Origin of the sequence: Methylopila turkensis, from assembly GCF_027922325.1 — a bacterium.
Lineage (GTDB): Bacteria > Pseudomonadota > Alphaproteobacteria > Rhizobiales > Methylopilaceae > Methylopila > Methylopila turkensis.
In genome coordinates, this window is the sequence record NZ_BSFL01000001.1 from 1,085,739 (window position 1) to 1,109,531 (window position 23,793).

Here is a 23,793-nt window from a genome sequence, read left to right on the forward strand (position 1 = left end):
CCACTCGCAGCCGCGCTATCCCACGCGCAGTCGGGCGGCGAAGAACCCGTCCATGCCCGACAGGCGCGGCTCGTCGGCCGGAAGGTGGCTCGGCAGGGTGCGGACGCAGCCGTCGTCGTCAATGGCGGCCTCCAGCCCCGGCAATTCCGCCGGACGCACAGGCTCGATCCGCACGCCGCCGTTCACGCGGGCGAGCAGGGCCTGAATCTGCCGCTCGCCCTCTTCCGGCTCAAGCGAACAGGTGCAGTAGACCAGCGTTCCGCCGGGCTTGACGAGCCGCACCGCCGCGTCGAGCAGGGCGGCCTGCAGGCGGGCGAGCGCGGCGATGTCGCTCTCGCGCTTCATCCAGGCAACGTCGGGGTGGCGGCGGATGGTGCCGGTCGCGCTGCACGGCGCGTCGAGCAGCACCACGTCGGCCGGCTCCAGCGCGATCGCCGCAGCGTCGCCGACGCGCGGCGTCGCCGTCAGGCCGAGCCGGGACAGGTTCTCGTTCAGCCGCTGCAGCCGCTCGGCCGAGCGATCTACGGCGATCACTTCGGCGCCGCCGGCCGCGAGCTGCGCGGTCTTGCCGCCGGGCGCGGCGCAGAGGTCGATCGCGCTGCGGCCGGAGAGGTCGCCGAACAACCGTACCGGCAGCGCCGCCGCCGCGTCCTGCACCCACCAGGCGCCCTCGCCATAGCCTTCGAGCGCGGTGACGCGGCCTCCGCCGGGAATGCGCACGCCGCCGGTCGGCAGCACGGAGCCGCCGAGCGTCTCCGCCCAGCGGGCGGCGTCCGCTTTGACGCTGAGGTCGAGGCCGGGCTCGACCGCCACCGCGGCGGCGATCGCAGCCGTCGTCTCCGGTCCGTAAGCCCTGATCCAGCGCGCCTGCAGCCACGGCGGCAGATCCGCGCCGGGTTCAGATTCGGGAGCGCCCTCCGTCACGACCGCCCGCAGCACCGCGTTGACGAGGCCGGCGAAATGGCGGGCGTCCGGATCGGCGCGCGCGGCCGCCACCGCGAGATCGACCGCCGTGTGCGCCGGGATCTGCATGAACAGCGCCTGCGCCGCCCCGGTGGCGAGGATAGCCTCGAGCGGCCCGCCCTTCTTCGGCAATCCCTTGTCGAGCCGCGCCGCGATCAGCGTCCGCAGCGTGCCGAAACGCCGGAGCGTCGCGCCGGCGATGGCGCGGGCGAGCGCGCGGTCGCGCTCGTCCAGCGCGCGGAAGCCGGACGGGTCGTGATCGACCTCGAGCGCGGCGTCGAGCGGACGGGTGCGCGACAGCACCCCGTCGACGAGCCGGACCGCGACGCGCCGCGCCGCGAGGCCCGGAACCTCAGGCGCGCGCTGGCCGGGGCCGGGGCCGCGACGCTGCGGCTGGGGCCGACGGACGTCGGGACGACGGTTCAACCCCAAGGCCCGCCGCGGCGGCCGGCGTCGCCGCCGCCCCAAGGACCCGTCGGCTGCGAGGCCCCGGGGGAGCCACGGCCGCCCATGGAGCGCGCGAGCTCCATCAGCGCCGCGACCCTGTTCTCGGTCGCCGGGTGGGTCGAGAACAGGTTGTCCATGCGCTGCCCCGAGAGCGGATTGATGATGAACATGTGCGCCGTCGCCGGGTTGCGCTCGGCCGCGTGGTTCTCGATCTGGCGCGCGCCGCGCTCAATGTTGATCAGCGCGTTGGCGAGCCATTCCGGCCGCCCGCAGATCTCAGCGCCCAGCTTGTCGGCCTGGTACTCGCGCGTCCGGCTGATCGCCATCTGCACGATCATCGCGGCGATGGGGGCGAGAATCATCATTGCGATCGACCCTATCATGCCCATCGGCTGGTTGTTCTCCCGGTTGCCGGAGAACAGGAAGCCGAAATTCGCGATCATCGAGATCGCGCCGGCGATGGTGGCCGTGATCGTCATGACGAGCGTGTCGTGGTTCTTCACGTGCGCGAGTTCGTGCGCCATCACGCCCGCGACCTCCTCGCGGGAGAGCCGGTTGAGCAGGCCGGTCGTCGCCGCCACGGCCGCGTTTTGGGGATTGCGGCCGGTCGCGAAGGCGTTCGGCTGGTCCTCGTGGATGATGTAGACGCGCGGCATCGGCAGCTGCACCCGGGCCGCGAGATCGCGCACCATGGCGTAGAACTCGGGCGCCGAATGCGCGTCGACCTCCTGCGCGTTTGTCATGCGCAGGACCATCTTGTCGGAGTTCCAGTAGCTGAACACGTTCATGGCGAGCGCCACCACGAACGCGATCATCAGGCCGCCGCGGCCGCCGATCACGAATCCGACCGCCATGAACAGCGCGGTGAGGCCGGCCAGCAGCAGCGCCGTGCGGAAGTAGTTCATGTGAAGCGATCTCCGTATCGCGTGAAAGCTCGCGCCGAGACCGGCGCGGCCTATATGTGGGGTGAGGACCGCCGGAGCGCCAAGACGCTGTAGGTCACGATCGGATCAGAACGCGAGGACGGCCATGGAGAACGCACCGGAACGCCCGCTGCCCGACGCGGCCCGGCGCGCGCTCGCCGAGGCCGCCGAGCGGCGCGCCGAATACGAGCGCCAGGCCGCGGAGCTGGCGAAGACGCGCGAGATCGCAGGCCGCGACGGCCCGGAGCCCGTTCGCTACGGCGACTGGGAGCGCAAGGGGATCGCCACCGATTTCTGAGTGGGACGCGCCCGCTCCGGCCCCGCCGCCGGGCCGACGCCCGGGGCGGCCGGTCCTCGGCCGGCTGGTCGGGCGCGGGTTGCTGGGGCTCGCCATCGTGCTTGGCGTCGCCGGGGCGATCGCGCTGTCCGACCTCGACCGCCACTTCCCGCTCGACCTGCGGGAGCCGCCCGGCGCCTTCACCCAATGGCGCATCCGCGCGCTGGCGGCCTCGCCCGAGACCTGCGCCCGCGTGCTGGCGCGCTCCGGTCTGCCGGTGCGGGCCGCGCCCGACCGGCCGATCGCGAACGGCTGCGGCTACGTGGACGGCGTCGCGCCGTCGGCCGCCGCGCTCGCGCTCGACGCGCCGCCGGTGATGCGCTGCCCGCTCGCCGCCGCCTATCTCGCGTGGGAGCGGCACACGCTGCGGCCGGCGGCGCGACGGCTGTTCGGCGTGGAGCTCGCCGGCGTCGCCCATTTCGGCGCCTATTCCTGCCGCAACGTCTATGGCCGCGCCTCGGGCCGGCGCTCGCAGCACGCGACCGCCAACGCCATCGACATCTCAGCCTTCCGGCTGGCGGACGGCCGCACGGTCTCGGTGCTACGCGACTGGAGCGATGCGGGGCCCGCAGGCCGCTTCCTGCGGGAGGCCCGCGACGGCGCCTGCGGCGTCTTCGCGGGCGTGCTGTCGCCGGACTACAACGCCGCCCACGCCGACCACCTGCATCTCGATCTCGGCGGCTTCGACATCTGCCGGTGACGCGCGCGACGGAGCGGAACGACGAGCGAAAAAGTTCGTCCACGGTCGGGCTGGCTATGGCCCGCGCCTCGCGAAGCGCTAGCTCAGGGAGCCCTTCGCAAAGACAGGAGCGCACTCCCTTGGGCATCTTCGACACCATCAAAGAGGCCATCTTCGGCAAGGCCAAGGCCGACGAGGCGTCCACGGCGCCTGCAGCGCCCGCGCCGACCGAAGCCGCGCCCGCCCCGCAGGCCGGCCAGCCCGCCGCCGCGGGCTCCGTCGACGTCGCCGCCGTGCTCGACGACGCTGTCGCGAAGAGCGGCCAGAAACTGAACTGGCGCACCTCGATCGTGGACCTGATGAAGGCCCTTGGCCTCGACAGCAGCCTGAGCCACCGGCAGGAGCTCGCCAAGGAGCTGGGCTACACGGGCGACGCCTCCGACAGCGCCACCCTGAACATCTGGCTGCACAAGCAGGTCATCGCGAAGCTGAAGGCCAACGGCGGCAAGGTGCCGGCCGATCTCGCCTGACGGGGCGACGCGCAATCCGGACGGCGCGGCCAACGCCGCGCCGTCCGGATTTTCCTGATCAACGCTGAGGTGCAGAGTTCTGCGCATCCGGCGCGGGGACCGGCGTGGCCGGCGATTCCCGCAGCGGCGCGAGCGCCGGCTCCTCCGGAACCGCAGGGGCCGCAGGCGGCTCAGCGGGCGGTGAAGCTGGATTGGGCGCATCCGGCGCGGGGACCGGCGTGGCGGGCGACTCCCTGAGCGGGGCGAGCGCCGGCTCCTCCGGAACCGCTGGGGCCGCCGGCGGTGCGGCAGGCGAAGGCGACGGGGCCGTCGACGGGCCTTCGCCGGTCTTGGTCGTCATCCTTTCCGACATGTCCTGACCGCCCAACGCGAAATACGCCCCTACCGCGAGACCGACGGCGATCAACGCGCCCACCATCACCTTCTTCTGCTTGTCCATCATCCGGCGTCTGCTCCTTCGATCGTGGCGTTCGGGGGGCGGCAGATATGACCAGCCTCTCCTCGATCAATGCGGGGCGCGCCGGGTTTTGGGTCTTGTGATCTCCAGCCTCGCGATCGTGAGGCGCAGGCTGGACGCCCGGCGCCGCAGGTCGGCGCCCGATGAGGATGCGCCGCCCGTCGGAGCGTCTTTTGGAGTCCAGATGGACGCGGCCCAAAGGCGACATGCCCGATGGCATTTTTTGGCATCGACCGCGGCCGTTTGTCCGTGGCCTGATCAACCCTGACCGAGCGTCGGCGCCTCCGTCCGGCTCTGTCGGGGGGCATACCGCGGCAGGCGCGCCGACCGCCGCGTCCGCCCAGTCGAAAAGCCGGGACGAGCCGCCGCCCGAGGCGCTGAGCGAGCGCCTGCGGCGTCTCGTGATCGCCGGCCGCCTTGACCCGGACGCCCGATCGGGCGCACAGCAGCGCGCATGCTTGCGAGGGGACCGCAGGAGCCGTGAACCGATGACAGCCGCCGACCGACGACTCGCGCTCGCGCGCGACATCGCGGCGGCGGTCGCGCCGCTGCTCGGGCCGCATCTCGCGCTCAAGCTCTGGGACGGCTCGACCGCGCCGGCCAATGTCGGCCCCGACCAGTTGCTGGTGCGCTTCTCCGACGAGGGGACGCTCGCCGCGCTCGCGAAATCGCCCAAGCTCGATACGCTGGTGCGGCTGCACGCGCTCGGCCGCATCGATCTCGAGAACGGCGACCTGTTCGATCTCGCCGAGCGGCGGCCGTCGGTGCGCGGGCGCGACCTGCTGCGCGCCGTCGGCCCGCTGCGGCTCGCCCGCGGCGCCGCGGCCTTCCTCAAGGTGCCGGCCGGCGACCTGAAGCTGCCCGGCGAAGGCGGTCCGAACGCGGCCCCCGGGCGGTCCGGCGACCCGGACGACAACCAGAAGAACATCGCCCACCACTACGACGTCTCGAACGCCTTCTACCGCCTGTTCCTCGACCGGCGGCTGATCTACTCCTGCGCGTACTTCCAGGACTGGAACGACGACCTCGACACGGCGCAGGAGGCGAAGCTCGACCTCGTGTGCCGCAAGCTGCGGCTGAAGCCGGGCGAGACCTTTCTCGACGTCGGCTGCGGCTGGGGCGCGCTGGTCTGCCACGCCGCCGAGCGCTACGGCGTGACCGCGCACGGCGTGACGCTCTCGCGCGAGCAGCTCGCCGGCGCGCAGGCGATGATCGAGGAGCGCGGGCTGCAGGGCCGGGTGACGGTCGCGCTCGCGGACTGGACCACGGTCGCCGGCTCCTTCGACAAGATCGCCTCGGTCGGCATGTTCGAACATGTCGGGCTGAAGAACGCCGACGCCTACTATCGCGGCGTCCGCCGGCTGCTGAAGCCGGGCGGGCTCTACCTGCACCACGCGATCACCCGGCGGGCCAAGCCCGGCGACGACCGCAAGCTGCGGCCCGAGGCCAAGGCGATCATGCGCCACGTGTTCCCCGGCGCGGAGCTCGACCACATCGGCTCGACGCTCAGCGGGCTGGAGCGGGCCGGCTTCGAGGTGCAGGACACCGAGGCGCTCCGCCGCCACTACGCCCGCACCACGGCGCTCTGGTGCCGCAGGCTGCAGGCGAACCGCGCGGCCGCCGAAGCCGAGGTCGGCGAAGTGCGGACCCGGATGTGGATCGCCTACCTCGCCGGCGTCTCGCTCGCCTTCGCCCGCGGCTCGATCGGCGTGTGCCAGACGCTGGCCTCCTCCCGCACCAAGAGCGGATCGGTCGCCCTCCCCGCGACCCGGGGCGACGTCTACGCCCCCGGACCTTAGTCGACCAAAATAGTACCAACCGGTCGTTCCGTCCGCGAGCGCCGCATGCTACGGTCGCCGCACGCTCAAGCGGCGAGTTGGTCGCGTATTCGCTGACAACTGCGAGCTTCTAATACTTTCGTCATACCTCGACGACCTCGACGTCGCCGGGCGAAGTACGATCGCGTGCGTATACGGCGCGGGTTCGGGGGGAACGCCGCGCATTTAACGTCATCCTCAACACGAGCGTCTTCCGACGCCTTGCGAGACCACGTCATGAAAACCTTGCCGTTGCTGGGGGGCGCGGCCATGGCCGCCGCCCTGTTCGCCGCTCCGCTTCAGGCCGCCGAGCCAAACCTCAACACGCCGCCGCCCGGCGCGCGGGCGCAGCCCAATGTGGACCCAACCGATCTTGGTATGGCGCTGATGTCGGCGGCCATCAACGCCGACGGCACGATCGCCCGCGGCGAGGGGGTGATCGCCACCGGGACCACCAAGCTCGGCCTCGGCGTCTACGAGGTCGGCTTCGACCGCGACATCACGCGGTGCGCCTACGCCGTCACTGTGGGCGAATCCAGCATCGGCAGCGCAACGCCGGCCGCGGCGGGCGTCACCCGGCGCAGCGGCAACGACAACGGCGTCTTCATCCAAATCGACAACGCGATCGACGGCACCAACGTCGACCGCGACTTCTTCGTTCTCGTCTATTGCGGACGCTGACGACAGGCTCGCGGCATTTCGGTCGCGACAGGTTCGGGCGGGGCCTCGGCTCCGTCCGATTTCGTTCGAGACGCGTGCCCTCGTATTCGTTCGCCGCAGCCGCTGACGTACCGCGCAAACAACATGCGCGGCCACGGCGTCTCGCTTTCGATCACGGAACAACCACGACCTTCGCGCCGACCTTCACGCGCTCGTAGAGGTCTATGATGTCGACGTTGCGCATGCGGATGCAGCCATAGGACGCGTAGGTTCCGATCGACTTCGGCCGGTTGGTGCCGTGGATCGCGTACTCGTCGCGGTCGAGCAGCAGCGCCCGCGGTCCCATCGGGTTCTTCGGCGAGCCGCCGGGAATGACGTCCGGCAGGTGGGGCTTGTCGCGCCTCACCTCTTCCGGCGGCGACCACGCCGGCTCGACATACTTGCCTTTGATCCACGCCGAGCCGAGCCATTGCTTGCCCGGACGGCCGACCGCCACCCGGTAGCGCATCGCGCGCCCGTCGCCGCCGACGAGGTAGAGCGCTCGCTCGGAGTTGCGGATGACGATCGTGCCGGCCCGGTAGGCGTCGGTCTCGAACGGCACGATCTCACGGGCGCCGGCTCCTCCTGCAAACGAACCTGCGACCACGACCGCCAGCGCGCATCCTGCGAACCGACCGAACCGCTTCATGACACGCACCCCGAACACCAGCGCCTACCGCGCCTGACCACGCCTGAACTTCGCCCCTACTGAAGGGATTTCGCCTTCGCAAGTACAACAACAGACGTTGTTAGCGTCTGGTTTCCATGCCCGCGACCAAATGCGCGCATTAATTTGTCATATGTTTAATAAGGATTAATTTCCGTATTTTTGACATGATTCTGTTAGCGTATGGGATCATGTTCCGATTCTCGCCCACGATCGCCCGCAGGCTCGCCGACATGGTCGTGGGCGCGGCGTTCGGAGCCGCTCTCGCCGCGGCGGCGATGCCGCAGGCGCGCGAGGCGCCCGCGGCCATGGAGCGGGCCGAGCCGTCCCGCGCCGGCCCGGCGGCGGGCCTCGCCGCGACCGCGCTTTCCGCCATCGACGGCGACACGATCGAGGCGCGGGTGCGCGCCTTTCCTGGACAGGACATCGTGGCTCGGATCCGGATCGACGGCGTCGACGCGCCCGAGCGGCGCGGCCGCTGCGCGCGAGAGACCGAAGCGGCGGAAGCGGCCGCGGCGGCGCTCGCGGCGCTGGTCCGGGATCGCCCGCTCACGCTCACCCAGGTGCGCGGCGACAAGTATTTCGGCCGCGTGGTGGCGCGCGTCTCCGCCGCCGGCGTCGGCGACCTCGCCGGCGCGCTGGTTCGGGCGGGACATGGTCGCCCCTATGACGGCGGGCGGCGCGAAAGCTGGTGCTGAGCCGGCTTTTTACTGCGCGACGTCCCGCCGCTGTCTGATGTATCAATCACGAGCGGATGCCCGGAACGCCCCGACGCATCAAGCCCAGCCGACGATTTGAAAGGCGCCGATGAGCTCCGCCCTGCCCTATCGCCCCAATGTCGGGATCGCGCTGTTCGACGCCCGCGGGCTTGCGCTGATCGCGAAGCGCATCGGCGACGACGGGCCGGAGACGCTCGCGCCCGGCTGCGCGTGGCAGATGCCGCAGGGCGGGATCGATCCGGACGAGGACGCGGAGCAGGCCGCCCGACGCGAGCTGTTCGAGGAGACCGGCGTACGCAGCGCCTCGGTGCTCGGCGTCCATCCCGAATGGCTGACTTACGACTTCCCGCCCTATGACGGCCCGCCGCACCGCCTCGCCGCCTTCCGCGGCCAGCGGCAGCGCTGGTTCGCCATGCGGTTCGAAGGCGACGACGGCGAGATCGACCTCGCGCCCGCAGCGGCCGGCGCCGAACCCGAGTTCTCCGCGTGGCGCTGGGAGCGGCTCGAGCGGCTGCCGGCGTTGGTCGTGCCCTACAAGCGCGCGCTCTACGAAAACGTGGCGCGCGCCTTCGCGCGCTTCGCCGCGCCAGCCTAAACCGTCAGCCCGGCGCGCCGCCGACCCGAGCCACGAGGGCGATCAGTTCGGACTGCCGGCGCACGCCGGTCTTGTCGAACGCCGCGGCGAGCTGGTTGCGCACGGTGGAGAGCGCAACCCCACGTGCGGCGGCGCAGCTTTCCAGCGTCTCGCCGCGCGCGAGCGCCGCGACAAGCCGCGCCTCTGTCGCCGACAGCCGGAACGCGTGCGTGAGCGCGCTCTCGCGCACGGCGGGCGGCGCCTCGTCCGGATCGGTGAGCAGGATGATCGCGCGGACCTCGCGCCCCGTGCCGCAGGCCTCCAGCCGGAACGGCGCGGCGTCCGCGATCAGGGGCCGCCCCCGGGCGCGATGGAGCGGCGCGGGATCGGGCGCGCGGCGCAGCGTGAGATATTCCGCGCTCGTCGCGATCGCGGCGAGATGCGCGAAGGCCGGTTGGCAGCGTGAATCGCTCGCCGCGAGCACGCCGTCCGTCACTTTCAGGCCGGCGCCGAAATGGGACTCCGCGCGCCGCGTCGCCGCGATGAGCTCGAGCCCGCGACCAATCAGCGCCGCAGCCTTGCCGCAGGCCTGCAGCGCCTCGACAGCCCCGAACACCGCGGCTTCGTCGAGCTCCGGCGCCTGTCTGCGCAGACGGACCTGCGGCCGGATCGCTTCCTCCCGCCGCGCGACGACCCCGCCTGCCTGGATGCAGTCGGACCCACCGCACGCAACCCGCCCGATGCCGCTCACCGCCAACCCGCACGCTCCCCGTAGACGCCTCACTATCTCCGAAAACGCCGGCGAAAGCATCCATAAAAAGCCTTGTTTCGTCGCATGGGTCCTGCAGACGCCGCGGGCGCCGCTTGAGCCCCGGCGCCGCTGCGCCCATCTTCAGCGCGCGGGAACGCTCCCGCGGAGGGTCAAAAATGTCGCCCGAGGCGCTGAACCAGTCGCCGTTCTTCGCCCCGTTCGCGGACGCGACTCGCAGCCGCCTCGCGGCGGGCTCGGAGGAACGCGCGCATGCGGCGGGCGAGACCATTCTGGCCCGCGACCGAACCACCGAGCATTTCCTGTTCCTGCTGGAGGGGCGGTGGACCATGCGGCGCTTCGTGCGCGGCGTCGCCGAGCCGATGGTCTGGCGCGACGACGCCCCCGGCGCCTGGGTCTCCGGCGTCGCGGCCCTGGAGATGATCGCGCCCACGGACGTGTTCGCCGATCGTCCGTCGCGTGTCCTTGTCGCTCCTCGCGAGCTCGTTCACGAGCTGCTCGCCGAGGATCCCGCCTTCGCCGCCCGCATTCTGCGCGACATCCACCGCTGGACCGAGCGGCTCGAGGTCCACGCCGCGCTCATGCGCGCGAAAGGACCGTAAGACGATGGGCGCGCGCCTCGTCCGCGCCGTCGACTGGGCCGCGCGGCTGAGCCGCGCCGGCCTCGCGCTGTCGGTCGCGGCGGTCGCCCTCGGGGCCGCGCGCGACTGGGGCTACACGGTCCCGCTCGACGTCGCGATCGCCCGCGCGCTCGACGCGGCGGCGCCCGGCGACGCGCTGGAGCGGCGGGTCGCCGCCGCCCTCGACGCCGAGGACGTCGCGCTCGCCCGCGGCTACGCCGATCTCGCGGGCGAGCTCGGCCGCCCCTTGATCGACGGGACCCGCGCCCGGCTCGCGGCGGCCGAAGCGCCCCAGGCTGCGGCCTGGCGCAACGCGCGGGACGCGGCGTTCGGCTTCGTCACCGGCGAGGCGAACGGAACCGCCGCGCTCGCCGGAGCCCTCGCCTCCGACCTCACCGTCATCGGCGACGTGCGCGACCTCGCCCGCGAAGGCGCCCGCATGGCGCGCGGCGAGGAGCACAGCGAACTCATCATGGCGCTGTCGGCGGCGGGGCTTGCGGCGACGGCCGCGACTTTCGCCACCGGAGGCGGCGCCGCGCCGGCGAAGTTCGGCGTCTCGGCGCTGAAGGCGGCGCGGCGCGTTGGCACCCTGACGGCGGAGTTCACCGCCGATCTGGCGCGGCGGCTGTTCCGGACCGCGGACGCCCGCCGCGTCGGGGGCGCCGAGGCGGCGGGCGGGGCGGCGGTCCGCGCAACCCGGACGGGCGGCGGCGCGCTCGATCTGCGCGCCCTCGCCGCCACCGGCGCGGACTTCAAGGCCGCGAGCGCCGCCGCGGGGGCCGCGGAGACCGTGCGGCTGATGCGCTTCGTGCGTTCGGGCGACGATCTCGCGGACCTCGCGCCGTTCGCGCGCCGGTTCGGCGCCCGCTCCCGCGCGGTCGCCGAGCTGGTGGGGCGCGCCAGCCTGCGGGCGTTCCGCGCCACGACGCGCCTGACCGAGCTGCTGCTCGAATGGCTGGGCTGGGCGATCGCGTGGTTCGCCGCTCTCGCCGCAGGCGCGGTCGCCGACCTCGGACGCCGCGGCGCGCGGCTGGTGGCCGCGCGCGTCTGACGTCCCTCCGGCTTAGCGGACGGCGGCGGCGCTCACAGCCGCCGGGCCTCGAAGGTGTTGCACTGGCGCGGGTCGCCGGTCGTGAGCCCGGCGCGGAACCACTGCACCCGCTGGGCGGAGGAGCCGTGGGTGAAGCTGTCGGGCACCACCTCGCCGCCGGAGCGGCGCTGCAGCGTGTCGTCGCCGATCGCGGTCGCCGCCTTCAGCGCGCCCTCGACGTCGCCGGGCTCGATCACGTTGAAGCGCTTGTTCGCCCAAAAGGCCCAGACGCCGGCGAAGCAGTCCGCCTGCAGCTCGATCCGGACCGAAATCGCGTTGGCCTCCTCTTCCGAACGCGCCTGCCGGCGGCGGTCGTTGGCCATTTTCATGATGCCGAGTTCGTTCTGCACGTGATGCCCGATCTCGTGGGCGATGACATAGGCGCGGGCGAACTCGCCGGGCGAGCGGAACTTGCGCGACAGCTCGTCGAAGAACTCGGTGTCGAGATACACGCGCTGGTCGCCGGGGCAGTAGAACGGCCCCATGGCGGCGCTGCCCATGCCGCAGGCGGTGCTGGTCCGGCCCGAGAACAGCGTCAGGCGCGGGCGCTCGTAGCGCTTGCCGGAGTCCTGGAACAGCTTGTCCCAGACGTCTTCGGTCTGGGCCAACACCGCGCGCACGAACTCGCCCTGGCGCTTCTCTTCCTCCGAAAGCTGGCTCGGATCGCCTTGGGGCCTCTCCTGCTGGGAATATCCCGAACCGCCGCCGCCCTGGATGGTCTCGAGGCCTGCGAGGATCAGCCGCGGATCGACGCCGAGCGCCCAGGACACCAGCCCCACCACGATCAGGCCGCCGATCCCGACGCCCCCGCCGGGAAACCGGAAGCCACCGCCCCCACCGCCGCCGCGCTCGTCGTCGACATTGTCGCTTCGGCGGAAATCATCCCAGCGCATGGCCGGCCCTCGCTCGACGGTCCCTCCAGACGCAATCTAGCGCGGAGCGCGGCCGGAGCCACGTCCCGTCAAGGACAGCCGCAAGCAAAACGAAGGGGGTGCGAAGAGGCGAGCGCTCAGATCAGCGCGTAACGACTACTCGTCGTCGAGAAGGCGCTCGCGCAACCGCTTGTCGCCGATCGAACGGATCGTCGCGTCGCGCTCCTCGGCCTTACGACGCGCGCGTGTGGCGACTTCGGAGAAGAGCTGCTTCGCCTGCTCCCCGATGTCCTGGTCCGTCTGCTTTACGCCCCCGGGAGAGGGAGATGCGACGCCGTCGACGGCCCCAGGCTTGAGGATGAGAAACGGGATAGCCATCCGTCAATTATCCTATTTCCTGCGCGATATCCAAGACGTTCTCCTGAATCGCGACCGCCAGTTGGCCAAGGACGGACCGGAAACTCTCGACATCGTCGGGCAGGATATGATCGCCATCCAACACCACGGCAAGGATCGGCGTCCCCTGCCCCGCGCCCTCCCCGGCGAGAATCGGGATGGCGAGCGACCATGTCATGTCTTTCCAAATGAGTCTCCGCCGCAAATCGTTCTGAACGCCGGGCAGGTCGAGCTCTCGGGCGAAAGGCAGAGCCTGAAACAGCGCCACGCGATCTTTCCAAGCCTTGCCGACGAGCGATCCTTCGATGGGAAGGACGATCTCCTCGTCGGAATCGCCCTCAAAACCGACACACGGACTGAGCTTGAGCGTCTTGCGGTGATCGGCGTTCTCGAACATGGCGATCGCCGCGCGGACGCGCGGTGATCGGTCGGGCCGCGGCCGCGTAACCTCCGGCAACTGCTCGAGCGTCCATCCGGTCAGCCTGCGCGCGGCTTCGGCCGCCTCCCGCAGCGTCCAGGGATCGTGCACGACGCGCTTCACGAGGCGGGCCTCGGCGGCCCTGGCCGCGTTCTCGACGTCGGCGACGACCGCGTCCAGCTTCGCGTCGAACTGCAGGACGCCGAGGGCGGATGGCAGGACGAGCGTTTCCAGCCGCCCGATCGCCCGCTTGTTCAGCACCGACGCCCCGAAGATCGAGGTCCGTAACGCCGCGATCGGCCAGTTGAAGCGGGTGATGGACGTCGCGGACGCCCCCTCCGGCTCCGCGATTTCAACGGCGAGCGTCACCGCACGCTGATCGATCGTTCTTTCCTCGTCGAACGGCCAAGCCGGGAGATTCGATACGAGGCCGCCGTCGAGAAAGGCGTGGTCGGCTCCTTCGTCGACAAGGGGGAACGACCAGATCGAGAACACGATCGGAAGACAGACGGACGCCGTCACCGCGTCGCAGACGGCGATGTCCGGCGTATCCTCGGCCGAGAACAGGCGAAGCCGGCCGGCCGTCAGGTCCGTCGCGACGACTTTCAGGGGCGTGCAGCCCGCGGCGGCCATCTCCGCGAATGTCACGGCCTCGCCGTCCAGCGAGCCGCGAAGCTTCAGCTTGAGCGCGCTGTCGAGGATGGTTCGGAACCGGCCCGCCGACGAGAGCCCGGAGAGCAGGCCGCGGCCGGCGCGAAACACGACGGCGAGCCAGACGCCCGCCGCCGCCATCGCGAGAATAGGACCCAAAAGCGCCGCGGCGCCGATCGACAGGACAGCGGTCGCCGTCAGGATGACGACCGTGCTCCGTCCGCCGCCCCGCGCCAGGCGAAACGCCGCGCGCAGGCTTCTGACCCGCCACCAGCCGAGCCGTCCGAAGAACTGGGTCGCGTCGCGCATGACGACGTCCCGCTCCTTCAGCCAGTCCAGCAGCGTCGTTCGGGTCTTGGTGTTGATCAGGTCGTCCGCCGTGAAACCCGCCGACTTCAGCGCCGCGACCACCGCGCCGGCCGAGGCGCCGGCCATGCCCTCGATCTCGGTGTGATGTTCGATCGCTCTCAGCGCGCCCACGTGGGCGAACCCCTTCGCGCCGCCGCCCTCGAGGGCGAGATAGACGCGCGGTTTGGGGCCGTTCTGATTGGCCGGTGTGGGCGCTGGCACAGTCGAGATCACGGATCTGGAGGGTGGAGACGTGGTCGCTCGGCGGCCTGGCGCCGAATCAGGCACGCGGCGTACGGCCTTGGAAGCATCCTCAACCCGAGATTGCGCGCAAGATCGCAGTTTCCCGGGGCTTGCGCTTCGCCCGTCGAGCTTCGGGGCGAAAGGACTAGTGCAACCTCCTGCCGACCAATCTAGAAACGTTTCCATCAGGCGGACGCCGTCATGAGCGTCGCTGGCGCTCCCGAAGGACAGGAGCCCGGGATGGACTTCGACGCCACCTTTCTTGCGCGGCTGCAGTTCGCCTTCACGGTCTCGTTCCACATCGTGTTCCCGGCGTTCTCGATCGGCACCTCGGCCTATATCGCGACGCTGCTGCTGCTGTGGTCGAAGACCGGGGCGGAGCGCTACCACCGGCTGGCGCGGTTCTGGACCAAGATCTTCGCCGTGTCCTTCGCCATGGGCGTCGTCTCCGGCATCGTGCTGAGCTACCAGTTCGGCACCAACTGGAGCCGGTTCTCGGAAGTCGTCGGCAACGTCATCGGGCCGCTGATCGGCTACGAGGTGCTGACCGCCTTCTTCCTCGAGGCGACCTTCCTCGGGATCATGCTGTTCGGCTGGACGCGGGTTCCGTCCTGGCTGCACGTCACCTCGGCCTGCGTGGTCGCGGTCGGCACCGCGATCTCGGGCTTCTGGATCCTGTCCGCCAACAGCTGGATGCACACGCCGGCGGGCTTCGAGATGAAGGACGGCGTCGCCCACCCGGTCGACTGGCTCCAGATCATCTTCAATCCGTCCTTCCCCTACCGCTTCACGCACATGATGATCGCGGCCTATCTCACCACGGCGGTGGTGGTGCTCGCGGTCGGCGCCCGCTACCTGCTCGCGAACAAGTTCGGCGAGGACGCCCGCACCATGGTGCGCATGGCGGTCGGCATGATCGTGGTGGTGGCGCCGCTGCAGGCCTTCGTCGGCGACGCCCACGGCCTCAACACCCTCGAGCACCAGCCGGCCAAGATCGCGGCGATGGAGGGCCACTGGGACGGCTCGGAGCCGGTGGCGCTGTCGCTGTTCGGCTGGCCGAACGCGGCGACCGAGCGCACGGACTTCGAGCTCGCGATCCCCAACCTGTCGAGCCTGATCCTGACCCACCATTGGGACGGCAAGATCAAGGGACTGAAGGATTTTCCGCGCGAGGACCGGCCGCCGCTGCTCGCGCCCTATTTCGGCTTTCGCATCATGGTCGCGATCGGGATGCTGTTCATCGCGACCGGAGTGGTCGGCGCCTGGCTGCTGTGGAAGCGGCGCCTCTGGGAGGCGCGCTGGTTCCTGTGGCCGGCCTCGCTGATGTGGCCGCTCGGCTTCGTCGCGATCCTGTCGGGCTGGATCACCACGGAGGTCGGCCGCCAGCCCTGGGTGGTGCATGGCGTGCTGCGCACCGCGGACGCGGTCTCGCCGATCTCGTTCACGAGCGTCGCGATCTCGCTCGCGCTGTTCGTGGTGGTCTACTGCGTCGTGTTCTCGATGGGCGTGTTCTACGTCAACCGGCTGATCAACCGCGGCCCGGACGCCACCGTCACCGCCCCCCCGCGCCACGGCCAGCCGAGCCGCCCGCTGTCGGCGGCGGGAGAAACGATGGAAGCGGTTCTTGACGGCGGCGCACTGGAGGGAACGCGATGAGCGGCACTCCCCGGACGGTGACATTGTGGAGGCCTGTCGGACCACAAGAGCTCACGCTGATCGAAGAGAGCGGTTCACGGGCCTTTCCTCCACGCCTGCCGGATCAGCCCATCTTCTACCCCGTCCTCACCCAAGAATACGCGGCGAAGATCGCGCGCGACTGGAACGTGCCCGCAAGCGGCGCAGGCTATGTCACGCGTTTCGAGGTCCGCGAGGACTTCCTCCGAGCCTATTCACCTCAGCCGGCCGGGGGTCGCGACCACCTCGAATACTGGATTCCTGCCGGAGAGCTTCCGGCGTTCAACGACGCGATCGTCGGCGAAATCGTCGTCGTGCAATCGTTTCCTTGACACCGCGAGCTCGCGAAGAACGACGGAGCGCCGCCCATGGAATGGTACCTGCCGCTCGCCTGGGGCCTGATCATCGGCGCCGCCGTCGCGATGTATGTGGTGCTCGACGGCTTCGACCTCGGCATCGGCATCCTGTTCCCGTTCACGAAGAACGAGCACGAGCGCGACCAGATGATGAACACGGTCGCGCCGTTCTGGGACGGCAACGAGACCTGGCTGGTGCTCGGCGGCGGCGGCCTGTGGGTGGCCTTCCCCAAGGCCTATGCGGTCGTCATGCCGGCGCTCTATCTGCCGGTGATCGTGATGCTGCTTGCGCTGATCTTCCGCGGCGTGTCGTTCGAGTTCCGCTGGGTGGCGAAGCCAAACAAGGGCGTGTGGAACGTCGCCTTCGCCGGCGGTTCGATCGTCGCGGCCTTCTGCCAGGGGCTGATCCTCGGCGGCCTGCTGCAGGGGATCGACGCGCAGGTGGTCCCCGGCCGCGGCGTGCAGTTCGCCGGCGGCGCGCTCGACTGGCTGACGCCGTTCTCGCTGCTCTGCGGCGTCGGCGTCACGCTCGGCTACGCGCTGCTCGGCGCCACATGGCTCAACATGAAGACCGACGGCGAGGTCGCCCGCCGCTCGCGCGCGCAGGCCGTCCCGCTGCTCGCCGCCACGCTCGTCGCCATGGCGCTCGTCAGCCTCTGGACCCCGTTCGCGATCGACCGGATCTGGGAGCGGTGGTTCTCCTGGCCCAACATCGGCCTGCTGTGGCCGATCCCGCTCGTCACCGCGGCGGTCGCGTGGGGCGTGTGGAAGGGGCTTGAGAACGAGCGCGAAATCGGCCCGTTCCTGGGCTCGATCGCGTTGTTCTTCCTCGGCTTCCTCGGCCTCGCGATCTCGATCTGGCCCTATCTGGTGCCGCCGACGCTGACCTTCTGGGATGCCGCGGCCGCCCCCGCCTCGCAGATCTTCATGGCGGCCGGCACCATCGTGCTGTTCCCGATCATCATCGGCTACACCGTGTTCGTGTATTGGCTGTTCCGCGGCAAGGTGCGCGAGGGCGAAGGCTACCACTGAGCCGGCGCGGCGGGCACGCCCGCCTCACTCCCCGTCGAGGGCCCGACGGATCGCCTTGAGGTCCCGCCAGGCGAACTTTTTCTGCGCGGGGCTGCGCAGCAGATAGGCCGGGTGCAGGGTTGCGATCGCCTTGATGCGGCGCGGGCCGGCGTCGTAGTCGAGCCAGCGGCCGCGCAGCTTCAGGATGCCGTCCTTCGCGCGGAACAGGGTCTGCGCCGCGGCGCCGCCGAGCGCCACCAGCACGTCGGGCTCCGCGAGCTCGATCTGCCGGCGGATGAAGGGCAGGCAGGTCTCCGTCTCCTGCGGCGTCGGCGTGCGGTTGCCGGGCGGCCGCCACGGGATGACGTTGGCGATGTAGGCGCTCGAACGGTCGAGCCCGATCGCCGCCAGCATGCGGTCGAGCAACTGCCCGGAGCGGCCGACGAAGGGCAGGCCGGACAGGTCCTCCTCGCGCCCCGGCGCCTCGCCCACCAGCATCACCCGCGCGCCCGGCGTCCCGTCGGCGAACACGGTGCGGCTCGCGGTCGCCTTCAGCGCGCAGCCGTCGAAGCGCTCCAGAATGGCGCGGAGCTCGGCGAGCGTCGCGGCTTCGGCGGCGGCGGCGCGGGCGGCGGAGGCGGTCTCCTCCGCGGAGCCGAGCGCCGCGTCCGCAGGGCCCGGCCGCGGCAGCGGCGCGGGCTCGGCGGCGGGGGCGCGCGGGCTTTGCGTGGCGCGGGGCGGCGGCGCGGCGGCCTTGCGCGCGGCGCTCTCGGCGAAGCGGTCCTGCGGCGTCTCCTCGATCCCGACGTCGACGCCCATCGCCGCGTACCAGTCGAGCAGCGCGCGGGCGTCGTCGGGAGAGAGGGGCGGGCGTTGGTCCATCGCCGCGCACCCTAGAGGCTGTCGGGGACCATGGACAGCCTCCCGCTGTCGCGCGCTCAGGCCGCGGCGGCCGTTCCCGCGAGCTCCAGCGCGAGCGCGTCGCCCGCCCGCTCGGCCTCGACGCGCGAGCGCGCGAAACGACCGTCGCCGCGCGCGCTCAGGACCACGAACCGCTTGCCCCCAAGGATCGGCTCGATCGGCTGGTCGCCCCCTCCCCGTCAGGCCGAAGCGAGCTTCAGGCCGGCGACGCCGCCGACGATGGCGAGCGCCGAGACCACCTTGACCGCGGTCAGCGCCTCGCCCAGCAGCGCGACGCCGAGCACCACCGTGCCGAGCGTGCCGACCGCGGTCCAGATCGGATAGGCGACGCTGACCGGCAGCGTCTTCAGCGCGAGCGTGAGGAAGCCGATGCCGCCGGCGACCGCGACGACGGTGACGAGCGTCGGACCAAGCTTCGAGAAGCCGTCCGCATATTTCATGCTGAACGCGAAGATGACCTCGAACACCGCCGCGATCCCGAGAAACACCCAGGCCATGGACTGAACTCCCGTGACTGGACTGAGACAAGCTCAGTCGTCGTTCCATGCCGGAGAGTTGGTCGTTCATTTTACAAGCGACAAACGACGAATTCTCAGGATATGGATGAATCTGACTCATCCACTGAGGGAGACGCCGCGATGCGCCGCCTGCCGCCGCTGGGCTCGCTCCGCGCCTTCGAGGCCGCCGCGCGCCGGTTGAGCTTCAAGAACGCCGCGGCCGAGCTCGGCGTGACGCCGACCGCGGTCAGCCACCAGATCCGCCAGCTTGAGGACGGGCTCGGCGTCGCGCTGTTCGAGCGTGGCCCGCGCAAGGTCGCGCTGACGCCGAAGGGCGAGGCGCTGCTGCCGCCGCTGCGCCGCGCCTTCGACGCCATGGCCGACGCGGTCGAGGACGCGCGCCGAAAACCCTCGCGGCGGGTCGCGACGCTCTCCGCCACCGTCGCCTTCACGGCCAAGCTGCTGGTGCCGAAGGCCGCGCGGTTCCGGGACCTGAACCCGGACTGGGACCTGCGCCTGCACGCCGCCGACAGCGTCGTCGACCTCGCCGGCGGAGAGGCCGACGCCGCGATCCGCTACGGCGTCGCGCCGCGCCCGGGCCTCACGAGCGTTCCGCTGATGACGGACCTGTTCGCGCCGCTGGCGAGCCCGCGGCTCGGACTCGCCACGCCGGCGGACCTCGCGCGCGTCGCGCTGATCCATTTCGACTGGCGCGTCAGCGGCGCGAGCGCCGTCCCGTCGTGGCGCCTGTGGGGCGAGACGGCCGGCGTCTCCGGCGTCGACTGGGAGTCCGGCGTCGCCTTCAACGACGAGGCGAGCGCGATCCAGGCCGCGGTCGCCGGCCAAGGCGCGGCGCTGCTCAGCCGCGCCCTCGTCGCGGACGAACTCGCCTCCGGCGTGCTGGCCCAGCCCTTCGGGCCCGAACTCGGCGGCTTCAGCTACGACTTCGTCTGCCCGCAAGGCGCCGAGGACCGCCCCGCCGTCGCGGCGCTCCGCCGCTGGATCGAGGCGGAAGTGGCGCCGGGTCGACAGCCGCCGTCCGATTTGCTGTAAAACGTGCCTTGCCTCGCGGGAAGGCGACGGGGGGACGATGCAGCCGGACGCGCTGAAGACGGGCGGGGAGCCCGCCCGCCGGCCGATCGCGAGCCGGTCCTCCGGCTGGGCGATCGCGCTGTCGCAACGGCTCGCGGCCTCCTCGGTCACGCCGAACCAGATCTCGGTCGCCTCCGTGATCTTCGCGGGCGTCGGCGCCGCGCTGATCGTGCTCGGGGCGACGCCGCTCGCCTGGCTCGCGGCGGCGGCCTGCGTCCAGCTCCGGCTCGTCTGCAACCTTCTGGACGGCATGGTCGCGGTCGAGGGCGGCAAGAAATCCGCTGTCGGGGCGATCTACAACGAATTCCCGGACCGCGTCGCCGACACGCTGCTGCTCGTGCCCGTCGGCTACGCCGCCGGCGTGCCCTGGCTTGGCTGGGCGGCCGCGCTTCTCGCCGCGCTGACCGCCTATGTGCGCGTGTTCGGCGGCTCGCTCAGTCTCGCCCAGAGCTTCGACGGCGTGATGGCGAAGCAGCGGCGCATGGCGGCGCTGACGCTCGGCCTCGTCGCGCAGAGCGTGGAGTGGACAGTCTCCGACACGCGCTGGTCACTGCTGATCGCGATCGCGGTCGTCGCGGCGGGGAGCCTCGTCACCTGCTGGACCCGCACCGCCGCGATCGCCGACGGGCTCCGCCGCGCATGACCGCGCTCGTCCGCCAGATTCTCGTGATCCTCGTGCGTATCCTCGTCGGCGCGCGCGGGGAGTGGATCGGCTCGACGCCCGAAACCCGGAGCCGGATCTATTTCGCCAACCACACCAGCCATTTCGACACGCTCGCGGTGATCTCGGCGCTGCCGCTCGGCGTGCGCCGGCGCACCCATCCGGTCGCCGCGCGCGACTACTGGGGCTCGTCCGCGTTCAAGCGCTTCATCGCCGAGGGCGCCTTGCGCGCCGTGCTGATCGACCGCGACGGCTCCGGCGGCGGCGACCCGCTCGCACCGGTCCACGCCGTGCTCGACCGGCGCGACAGCGTGCTGATCTTCCCCGAGGGCACCCGCGGCGCGGGCGAAGAGATCGCGCCGTTCCGCAGCGGGCTGCACCGGCTGGCCGAGGCCTATCCGGACGCCGAGCTCATCCCCGTGCACCTCGAAAACCTCGCCCGCGTCATGCCGAAGGGCTCGTTCCTGATCGTGCCGATCACCTGCACCGCCCGCTTCGGCGCAGCCCTCACCCAGATCCCCGGCGAACCGAAGGCGGCGTTCCTCGAGCGCGCGCGGGCCGCGGTCGCAGCGCTTGCGCGCCGGCGCGACGGAGGCGCGGCGTGACCGGCGCGTTTGGCTGGGTCATCGTCGGCGTCATCGCGATCCTCACCGTCGCGACCGTGGTCGGCCGCACGCTGGAGCGGCGCGCGACCACGCCTGAAGGCCGCGCCACGATCGCGAACCTCAACGCCCGCACCCGCTCCTGGTGGGTGATGGCGGTGGTGTTCGGCGCGGCGCTTGCGCTCGGGCCCGTCGCCACGACGCTGCTGTTCGCCGGCCTGTCCTTCATGGCGCTGCGCGAGTTCTGGACGCTCGCGCCCTCGCGCGCCGGCGACCACCGCGCGCTGTTCCTGTCGTTCTTCGTCGCGCTGCCGATCCATTACCTGCTGCTGGGGACGGGCTGGTACGGCCTGTTCGCCGTGTTCATCCCGGTCTACTGCTTCCTCGCCCTGCCTGCGGTCTCCACGCTCGCCGGCGACGTGACCGACTTCCTCGCGCGCCAGGCCCGGGTGCAGTGGGGGCTGATGCTGACCGTCTACATGCTGAGCCACGCGCCGGCGCTGATGATGCTCGACACCGGCGCCGACCCCGCCCTGCTGGTGCTCTACCTCGTAGTGGTGGCGCAGCTTTCCGACGTCGCGCAATACGTCTTCGGCAAGCTCGTCGGCCGCACCCGGTTCTCGCCGAACGTCAGCCCGTCCAAGACGGTCGAGGGGCTCATCGGCGGCTGGGCGACGGCGGTGCTGATCGGCGTGGCGCTGCACGGGCTGACGCCCTTCACCGCGCTGCAGGCGGCGGGCATGAGCCTCATCATCGTGGTGGCCGGCTTCTTCGGCGGCTTCGTGCTCTCGGCGGTGAAGCGCGACCTCGGCGCCAAGGACTGGGGCTACGTCATCGCCGGCCACGGCGGCGTGCTCGACCGGGTCGACAGCATCATCTTCGCCGCGCCCGTGTTCTTCCACCTCACCCGCTATTGGTTCACGCCGTAAGGCCCCCCCTCTCTCCGTCTTTCGTCACGAATTGCTCGCTTCGGACCAACGTCGCCCTAGCCTTGGACCCTCGGGGATGCGAACCGTTCCAACGTGCGCCGCAGCGCACAATGGACGAGCTTCAGGAGTGCGTGGCGAGATGAGCGATGCGGTCGAGAGCGCGGCGGAGCTGCCCGAGCGGGAAGGCATGGACTACGACGTGGTCGTGGTCGGCGGCGGCCCGGCCGGCCTCAGCGTCGCGATCCGCCTGAAGCAGATCGACCCCGAGCTCACCGTCGTCGTGCTGGAGAAGGGCTCCGAGGTCGGCGCCCACATCCTGTCGGGCGCGGTGGTGGACCCGATCGGCCTCGACGCGCTGCTGCCGGACTGGCGCGCGGACGAGAGCGCCTTCACCCGGACGCCCGTCGCCGACGACCGCTTCCTCTACCTGACGGAAAAAGGCTCGTTCCGGCTGCCGAACTTCGGCATGCCCAAAATCCTGTCGAACCACGGCGCCTTCGTGGTCTCGCTCGGCGACGTCACGCGCTGGCTCGGAACCCAGGCCGAGGCGCTCGGGGTCGAGATCTATCCCGGCTTCGCCGCGAACGAGATCCTGTTCGACGCGGCTGGCGCCGTCACCGGTGTCGCGACCGGCGATATGGGCGTCGGGAAAGACGGCGAGCCCGGCCCGAACCACACCCGCGGCATGGAGCTGCGCGGCAAGTATGTGATCTTTGCGGAAGGCGCCCGCGGCCAGCTCTCCAAGCAGCTCATCGCCCGCTTCAAGCTCGATGAGAACGCCGAGCCCCAGAAATACGGCATCGGCCTGAAGGAGCTGTGGCAGGTGGCGCCGGAGAAGCACCAGCCCGGCCTCGTGCAGCACTCCTTCGGCTGGCCCCTCGACGACAGGACCGGCGGCGGCTCGTTCCTCTACCATTTCGGCGACAACCTCGTCGCCGTCGGCTTCGTGGTGCACCTCAACTACGAAAACCCGTACCTCTCGCCCTTCGACGAGTTCCAGCGCTTCAAGACCCATCCGGCGATCCGCGACGCCTTCGCGGGCGGAAAGCGCCTCTCCTACGGCGCGCGCGCCATCACAGAGGGCGGCTTCCAGTCGGTGCCGAAGCTCGCCTTCCCCGGCGGCGCGCTGGTCGGCTGCGCGGCGGGCTTCGTGAACGTGCCGCGCATCAAGGGCAGCCACAACGCCGTGCTGTCGGGAAAACTCTGCGCCGAGCACGTGGCCGAGGCCCTGAAGGCCGGCCGCGCTCAGGACGAGCTCGCGGGTTACGACGCCGCCTGGCGCGACAGCGCCATCGGCCGCGACCTGAAGCCGGTCCGCAACGTGAAGCCGCTGTGGTCGAAGTTCGGCACCCGCGTCGGCGTCGTGCTGGGCGGCCTCGCCATGTGGGCGGAGCAGTTCGGAATCCGCCTGTTCGGGACCCTGCCCCACGGCAAGCCGGACTACGCCGCCACCAGGCCGGCCAAGGAGTTCGAGAAGATCGCCTACCCCAAGCCGGACGGCGTGCTGACCTTCGACAAGCTCTCGTCGGTGTTCCTGTCCAGCACCAACCACGAGGAGGACCAGCCGCCCCACTTGCACGTGAAGGACCTGTCCCTCCAGAAGGCGTCGGAACACGACGTCTATGCCGGCCTCAGCCAGCGCTACTGCCCGGCCGGCGTCTACGAATGGGTGGAGGACGGCGCCTCAGGCCCCCGCTACCAGATCAACGCGCAGAACTGCGTGCACTGCAAGACCTGCGACATCAAGGACCCGAATCAGAATATTGTGTGGGTCGCGCCGGAGGGCGGCGGCGGGCCGAACTATTCGGGGATGTGAGTGGTCAAAAATAGG

27 protein-coding genes are annotated in these 23,793 nt (G+C 71.0%); 17 read left to right on the forward strand and 10 right to left on the reverse strand.

Annotated elements, in window-relative coordinates:
* Positions 1 to 15: 15 nt before the first annotated feature.
* Together PKE78_RS05160 and htpX are read right to left on the reverse strand one after the other, a co-directional pair.
* A complete protein-coding gene (locus tag PKE78_RS05160) occupies positions 16 to 1,389 on the reverse strand; it encodes an RsmB/NOP family class I SAM-dependent RNA methyltransferase (RefSeq protein WP_271199757.1) in 1,374 nt (457 codons plus the stop codon).
* Entirely contained in the window at positions 1,386 to 2,315 is a 930-nt protein-coding gene (gene htpX, locus PKE78_RS05165; RefSeq protein ID WP_271199758.1) for a zinc metalloprotease HtpX, read from the reverse strand. The genes PKE78_RS05160 and htpX overlap by 4 nt, the downstream gene beginning before the upstream one ends.
* Before the next feature lie 124 nt (positions 2,316 to 2,439).
* Between htpX and PKE78_RS05170 the strand changes: the two genes are divergently transcribed.
* From PKE78_RS05170 to PKE78_RS05180, 3 genes are all read left to right on the forward strand, one after another.
* A complete protein-coding gene (locus tag PKE78_RS05170; protein WP_271199759.1) occupies positions 2,440 to 2,631 on the forward strand; it encodes a DUF1674 domain-containing protein in 192 nt (63 codons plus the stop codon).
* Between the two features lie 79 nt (positions 2,632 to 2,710).
* Entirely contained in the window at positions 2,711 to 3,370 is a 660-nt protein-coding gene (locus PKE78_RS05175) for an extensin-like domain-containing protein (protein WP_271199760.1), read from the forward strand.
* A 119-nt stretch (positions 3,371 to 3,489) separates the two neighbouring features.
* The gene (locus PKE78_RS05180) at positions 3,490 to 3,879 is read left to right on the forward strand and encodes a DUF3597 domain-containing protein (RefSeq protein WP_271199761.1); all 390 of its coding nucleotides are present in this window, start codon (positions 3,490 to 3,492) and stop codon (positions 3,877 to 3,879) included.
* Positions 3,880 to 3,937: 58 nt separating this feature from the next.
* On the opposite strand, the gene PKE78_RS05185 is transcribed toward PKE78_RS05180, so the two are convergent.
* Positions 3,938 to 4,321 (reverse strand): hypothetical protein, encoded by a 384-nt coding sequence (locus tag PKE78_RS05185; protein WP_271199762.1) that lies wholly within the window; start codon positions 4,319 to 4,321, stop codon positions 3,938 to 3,940.
* 503 nt (positions 4,322 to 4,824) lie between these two features.
* On the opposite strand from PKE78_RS05185, the gene PKE78_RS05190 reads away from it, so the two are divergent.
* Together PKE78_RS05190 and PKE78_RS05195 are read left to right on the forward strand one after the other, a co-directional pair.
* The gene (locus PKE78_RS05190; RefSeq protein WP_271199763.1) at positions 4,825 to 6,135 is read left to right on the forward strand and encodes an SAM-dependent methyltransferase; all 1,311 of its coding nucleotides are present in this window, start codon (positions 4,825 to 4,827) and stop codon (positions 6,133 to 6,135) included.
* 288 nt (positions 6,136 to 6,423) lie between these two features.
* The gene (locus PKE78_RS05195; RefSeq protein ID WP_271199764.1) at positions 6,424 to 6,834 is read left to right on the forward strand and encodes a hypothetical protein; all 411 of its coding nucleotides are present in this window, start codon (positions 6,424 to 6,426) and stop codon (positions 6,832 to 6,834) included.
* A 151-nt stretch (positions 6,835 to 6,985) separates the two neighbouring features.
* On the opposite strand, the gene PKE78_RS05200 is transcribed toward PKE78_RS05195, so the two are convergent.
* On the reverse strand, positions 6,986 to 7,501 hold the full coding sequence (locus PKE78_RS05200; protein WP_271199765.1) for a L,D-transpeptidase: 516 nt from the start codon (positions 7,499 to 7,501) through the stop codon (positions 6,986 to 6,988).
* Positions 7,502 to 7,710: 209 nt separating this feature from the next.
* Between PKE78_RS05200 and PKE78_RS05205 the strand changes: the two genes are divergently transcribed.
* Both PKE78_RS05205 and PKE78_RS05210 read left to right on the forward strand, forming a co-directional pair.
* The gene (locus tag PKE78_RS05205; protein WP_271199766.1) at positions 7,711 to 8,217 is read left to right on the forward strand and encodes a thermonuclease family protein; all 507 of its coding nucleotides are present in this window, start codon (positions 7,711 to 7,713) and stop codon (positions 8,215 to 8,217) included.
* Positions 8,218 to 8,326: 109 nt separating this feature from the next.
* Positions 8,327 to 8,833, forward strand: a complete 507-nt coding sequence (locus PKE78_RS05210) for an RNA pyrophosphohydrolase (protein WP_271199767.1) — start codon at positions 8,327 to 8,329, stop codon at positions 8,831 to 8,833.
* Between the two features lie 4 nt (positions 8,834 to 8,837).
* Here the strand turns inward: PKE78_RS05210 and PKE78_RS05215 are convergent, their stop codons facing one another.
* Positions 8,838 to 9,569, reverse strand: coding sequence for a helix-turn-helix transcriptional regulator (locus PKE78_RS05215; RefSeq protein ID WP_271199768.1), 732 nt, complete (start codon positions 9,567 to 9,569; stop codon positions 8,838 to 8,840).
* A 170-nt stretch (positions 9,570 to 9,739) separates the two neighbouring features.
* Here PKE78_RS05215 and PKE78_RS05220 point away from each other — a divergent pair, with 170 nt between their 5' ends.
* Entirely contained in the window at positions 9,740 to 10,183 is a 444-nt protein-coding gene (locus tag PKE78_RS05220; protein ID WP_271199769.1) for a Crp/Fnr family transcriptional regulator, read from the forward strand.
* Between the two features lie 4 nt (positions 10,184 to 10,187).
* A complete protein-coding gene (locus PKE78_RS05225; RefSeq protein ID WP_271199770.1) occupies positions 10,188 to 11,252 on the forward strand; it encodes a hypothetical protein in 1,065 nt (354 codons plus the stop codon).
* A 32-nt stretch (positions 11,253 to 11,284) separates the two neighbouring features.
* Here the strand turns inward: PKE78_RS05225 and ypfJ are convergent, their stop codons facing one another.
* The 3 genes from ypfJ to PKE78_RS05240 form a co-directional block, all read right to left on the reverse strand.
* Entirely contained in the window at positions 11,285 to 12,184 is a 900-nt protein-coding gene (gene ypfJ, locus PKE78_RS05230; RefSeq protein WP_271199771.1) for a KPN_02809 family neutral zinc metallopeptidase, read from the reverse strand.
* A gap of 135 nt (positions 12,185 to 12,319) precedes the next feature.
* Positions 12,320 to 12,541 carry a hypothetical protein gene (locus PKE78_RS05235; RefSeq protein ID WP_271199772.1) on the reverse strand — a complete coding sequence of 74 codons (222 nt, stop codon included), beginning with the start codon at positions 12,539 to 12,541 and terminating at the stop codon, positions 12,320 to 12,322.
* Between the two features lie 7 nt (positions 12,542 to 12,548).
* Positions 12,549 to 14,609 carry a patatin-like phospholipase family protein gene (locus PKE78_RS05240; protein WP_271199773.1) on the reverse strand — a complete coding sequence of 687 codons (2,061 nt, stop codon included), beginning with the start codon at positions 14,607 to 14,609 and terminating at the stop codon, positions 12,549 to 12,551.
* Here PKE78_RS05240 and PKE78_RS05245 point away from each other — a divergent pair.
* Genes PKE78_RS05245 through cydB form a run of 3 tightly spaced genes read left to right on the forward strand, consistent with a single transcriptional unit; the run spans position 14,520 to position 17,281 of the window.
* Entirely contained in the window at positions 14,520 to 15,875 is a 1,356-nt protein-coding gene (locus tag PKE78_RS05245; protein ID WP_271200075.1) for a cytochrome ubiquinol oxidase subunit I, read from the forward strand. The two genes, PKE78_RS05240 and PKE78_RS05245, sit on opposite strands and share 90 nt — an antisense overlap.
* Positions 15,872 to 16,225 (forward strand): ADP-ribosylation/crystallin J1, encoded by a 354-nt coding sequence (locus tag PKE78_RS05250; RefSeq protein WP_271199774.1) that lies wholly within the window; start codon positions 15,872 to 15,874, stop codon positions 16,223 to 16,225. Before PKE78_RS05245 ends, PKE78_RS05250 begins: the two co-directional genes overlap by 4 nt.
* Positions 16,226 to 16,261: 36 nt before the next feature.
* A complete protein-coding gene (gene cydB / locus PKE78_RS05255) occupies positions 16,262 to 17,281 on the forward strand; it encodes a cytochrome d ubiquinol oxidase subunit II (RefSeq protein WP_271199775.1) in 1,020 nt (339 codons plus the stop codon).
* 24 nt (positions 17,282 to 17,305) lie between these two features.
* On the opposite strand, the gene PKE78_RS05260 is transcribed toward cydB, so the two are convergent.
* Together PKE78_RS05260 and PKE78_RS05265 are read right to left on the reverse strand one after the other, a co-directional pair.
* On the reverse strand, positions 17,306 to 18,142 hold the full coding sequence (locus PKE78_RS05260; RefSeq protein WP_271199776.1) for a uracil-DNA glycosylase: 837 nt from the start codon (positions 18,140 to 18,142) through the stop codon (positions 17,306 to 17,308).
* A gap of 218 nt (positions 18,143 to 18,360) precedes the next feature.
* On the reverse strand, positions 18,361 to 18,678 hold the full coding sequence (locus PKE78_RS05265) for a DMT family transporter (RefSeq protein WP_271199777.1): 318 nt from the start codon (positions 18,676 to 18,678) through the stop codon (positions 18,361 to 18,363).
* A 141-nt stretch (positions 18,679 to 18,819) separates the two neighbouring features.
* Between PKE78_RS05265 and PKE78_RS05270 the strand changes: the two genes are divergently transcribed.
* The 5 genes from PKE78_RS05270 to PKE78_RS05290 all read left to right on the forward strand — a co-directional run bounded on the left by PKE78_RS05270 (position 18,820) and on the right by PKE78_RS05290 (position 23,778).
* Entirely contained in the window at positions 18,820 to 19,731 is a 912-nt protein-coding gene (locus PKE78_RS05270; protein ID WP_271199778.1) for a LysR substrate-binding domain-containing protein, read from the forward strand.
* 37 nt (positions 19,732 to 19,768) lie between these two features.
* Positions 19,769 to 20,413: a CDP-alcohol phosphatidyltransferase family protein gene (locus PKE78_RS05275; RefSeq protein ID WP_271199779.1), complete on the forward strand. Its 645-nt coding sequence runs from the start codon at positions 19,769 to 19,771 to the stop codon at positions 20,411 to 20,413.
* Entirely contained in the window at positions 20,410 to 21,036 is a 627-nt protein-coding gene (locus tag PKE78_RS05280; RefSeq protein WP_271199780.1) for a lysophospholipid acyltransferase family protein, read from the forward strand. The genes PKE78_RS05275 and PKE78_RS05280 overlap by 4 nt, the downstream gene beginning before the upstream one ends.
* A gap of 20 nt (positions 21,037 to 21,056) precedes the next feature.
* Positions 21,057 to 21,962, forward strand: a complete 906-nt coding sequence (locus PKE78_RS05285; RefSeq protein WP_428981239.1) for a phosphatidate cytidylyltransferase — start codon at positions 21,057 to 21,059, stop codon at positions 21,960 to 21,962.
* A 139-nt stretch (positions 21,963 to 22,101) separates the two neighbouring features.
* The gene (locus PKE78_RS05290; RefSeq protein WP_271199782.1) at positions 22,102 to 23,778 is read left to right on the forward strand and encodes an electron transfer flavoprotein-ubiquinone oxidoreductase; all 1,677 of its coding nucleotides are present in this window, start codon (positions 22,102 to 22,104) and stop codon (positions 23,776 to 23,778) included.
* Positions 23,779 to 23,793: the final 15 nt, after the last annotated feature.

Coding starts and splice junctions, on each gene's coding strand:
- PKE78_RS05275 (WP_271199779.1), top strand. CDS start 19,769: ATGCAGCCGGACGCGCTGAAGACGGGCGGGGAGCCCGCCCGCCGGCCG.
- PKE78_RS05235 (WP_271199772.1), bottom strand. CDS start 12,541: ATGGCTATCCCGTTTCTCATCCTCAAGCCTGGGGCCGTCGACGGCGTC.
- PKE78_RS05210 (WP_271199767.1), top strand. CDS start 8,327: ATGAGCTCCGCCCTGCCCTATCGCCCCAATGTCGGGATCGCGCTGTTC.
- PKE78_RS05265 (WP_271199777.1), bottom strand. CDS start 18,678: ATGGCCTGGGTGTTTCTCGGGATCGCGGCGGTGTTCGAGGTCATCTTC.
- PKE78_RS05185 (WP_271199762.1), bottom strand. CDS start 4,321: ATGATGGACAAGCAGAAGAAGGTGATGGTGGGCGCGTTGATCGCCGTC.
- PKE78_RS05250 (WP_271199774.1), top strand. CDS start 15,872: ATGAGCGGCACTCCCCGGACGGTGACATTGTGGAGGCCTGTCGGACCA.
- PKE78_RS05190 (WP_271199763.1), top strand. CDS start 4,825: ATGACAGCCGCCGACCGACGACTCGCGCTCGCGCGCGACATCGCGGCG.
- htpX (WP_271199758.1), bottom strand. CDS start 2,315: ATGAACTACTTCCGCACGGCGCTGCTGCTGGCCGGCCTCACCGCGCTG.
- PKE78_RS05195 (WP_271199764.1), top strand. CDS start 6,424: ATGGCCGCCGCCCTGTTCGCCGCTCCGCTTCAGGCCGCCGAGCCAAAC.
- PKE78_RS05220 (WP_271199769.1), top strand. CDS start 9,740: ATGTCGCCCGAGGCGCTGAACCAGTCGCCGTTCTTCGCCCCGTTCGCG.
- PKE78_RS05280 (WP_271199780.1), top strand. CDS start 20,410: ATGACCGCGCTCGTCCGCCAGATTCTCGTGATCCTCGTGCGTATCCTC.
- cydB (WP_271199775.1), top strand. CDS start 16,262: ATGGAATGGTACCTGCCGCTCGCCTGGGGCCTGATCATCGGCGCCGCC.
- PKE78_RS05260 (WP_271199776.1), bottom strand. CDS start 18,142: ATGGACCAACGCCCGCCCCTCTCTCCCGACGACGCCCGCGCGCTGCTC.
- PKE78_RS05270 (WP_271199778.1), top strand. CDS start 18,820: ATGCGCCGCCTGCCGCCGCTGGGCTCGCTCCGCGCCTTCGAGGCCGCC.
- PKE78_RS05225 (WP_271199770.1), top strand. CDS start 10,188: ATGGGCGCGCGCCTCGTCCGCGCCGTCGACTGGGCCGCGCGGCTGAGC.
- PKE78_RS05205 (WP_271199766.1), top strand. CDS start 7,711: ATGTTCCGATTCTCGCCCACGATCGCCCGCAGGCTCGCCGACATGGTC.
- PKE78_RS05200 (WP_271199765.1), bottom strand. CDS start 7,501: ATGAAGCGGTTCGGTCGGTTCGCAGGATGCGCGCTGGCGGTCGTGGTC.
- PKE78_RS05170 (WP_271199759.1), top strand. CDS start 2,440: ATGGAGAACGCACCGGAACGCCCGCTGCCCGACGCGGCCCGGCGCGCG.
- PKE78_RS05290 (WP_271199782.1), top strand. CDS start 22,102: ATGAGCGATGCGGTCGAGAGCGCGGCGGAGCTGCCCGAGCGGGAAGGC.
- ypfJ (WP_271199771.1), bottom strand. CDS start 12,184: ATGCGCTGGGATGATTTCCGCCGAAGCGACAATGTCGACGACGAGCGC.